This window comes from Pedobacter sp. 10L46_2 (assembly GCF_056395165.1).
The window spans coordinates 1-1,174 of the sequence record NZ_JBFTIZ010000294.1; the positions used below are offsets into that span (position 1 = coordinate 1).

Genomic DNA, 1,174 nt, shown 5'->3' on the forward strand with positions numbered 1-1,174 from the left:
CAGCTACTGCGGTTGATACCGGAGACTGGGTTGTGGTAAATCCTGATCTTGAGGTTGAATTTGTGGGATATGACGATTCTGAGGCTGAAACGGAGATTGTAAAGTACCGCAAGGTTAGCGCAAAGGGCAAAGACCAGTATCAGATTGTGTTGAGTAAAACCCCTTTTTATGCTGAAAGTGGTGGTCAGGTTGGTGATACAGGTCGTTTAGAAGATCATAGTCGTCTTTTCTTTGTTGAAATAACTGATACCAAGAAAGAAAACGGCGTAATTGTACATTATGCCGATACCTTACCTGAAGATGTTGATGGTCAGTTTTGGGCTGTTATTGATGAAGATAAACGTTTACTATCTCAGGATAACCATAGCGCCACACACTTGTTGCATGCTGCATTGAAAAAAGTATTAGGGTCGCACGTAAATCAAAAAGGTTCATTGGTAAACCCTGATTACCTGCGGTTCGACTTTTCGCATTTTGCAAAAGTTACTGATGAGGAATTGGCGCAGATTGAACATCTGGTTAATCAGAAAGTAAGAGAAAACATTCCTTTAAAGGAGCAAAGATATGTTCCATATGATCAGGCCATTTCGAGCGGCGTAACTGCTTTATTTGGTGAAAAGTATGGAGATTTAGTACGCATCATCACCTTTGATGATCATTATTCTAAAGAGCTTTGCGGTGGTACACACGTACAGGGCCGCTGTTGCTGCACTTATCGAAGAAAATGCAAAGCTTAAAAAGGACGCTGATAAGGCTGTTGGTGAACAAGCTGCAAATCTTAAGCATGAAATTGTACATCACCTTAAAACTATTAATGGCATTAATCTGATTGCAACCCACGTTGATCTCCCAAATGCAGAAGCTGTTAAAAACTTAGCGTTTTCAGTTAAGGATCTGGTTGATGATCTGTTCCTTGTGTTTACTACCTTAATTGATGATAAACCTGGAATTACAGTAATGTTATCAGAGAATCTAGTTAAAGATAAAGGCCTTAATGCTTCTAATATAGTTAGGGAACTAGCAAAAGATATACAAGGCGGGGGTGGCGGACAGCCTTTCTACGCTACAGCTGGTGGAAAAAATAAAGATGGTTTAGCTGCTGTTTTAACTAAAGCTGAATCATTGATCGGTTAGTTATACTATTTAAAGCTATAGCCTTAATACAGTCGTCATC

Annotated in this window: 1 pseudogene; it reads left to right on the forward strand. The window is 39.6% G+C overall.

Features of this window, described 5'->3' with window-relative positions:
• Positions 1–1,134 (forward strand): annotated as a pseudogene (locus AC1DDX_RS22840) (alanine--tRNA ligase-related protein); the annotation flags it as partial.
• Positions 1,135–1,174: the final 40 nt, after the last annotated feature.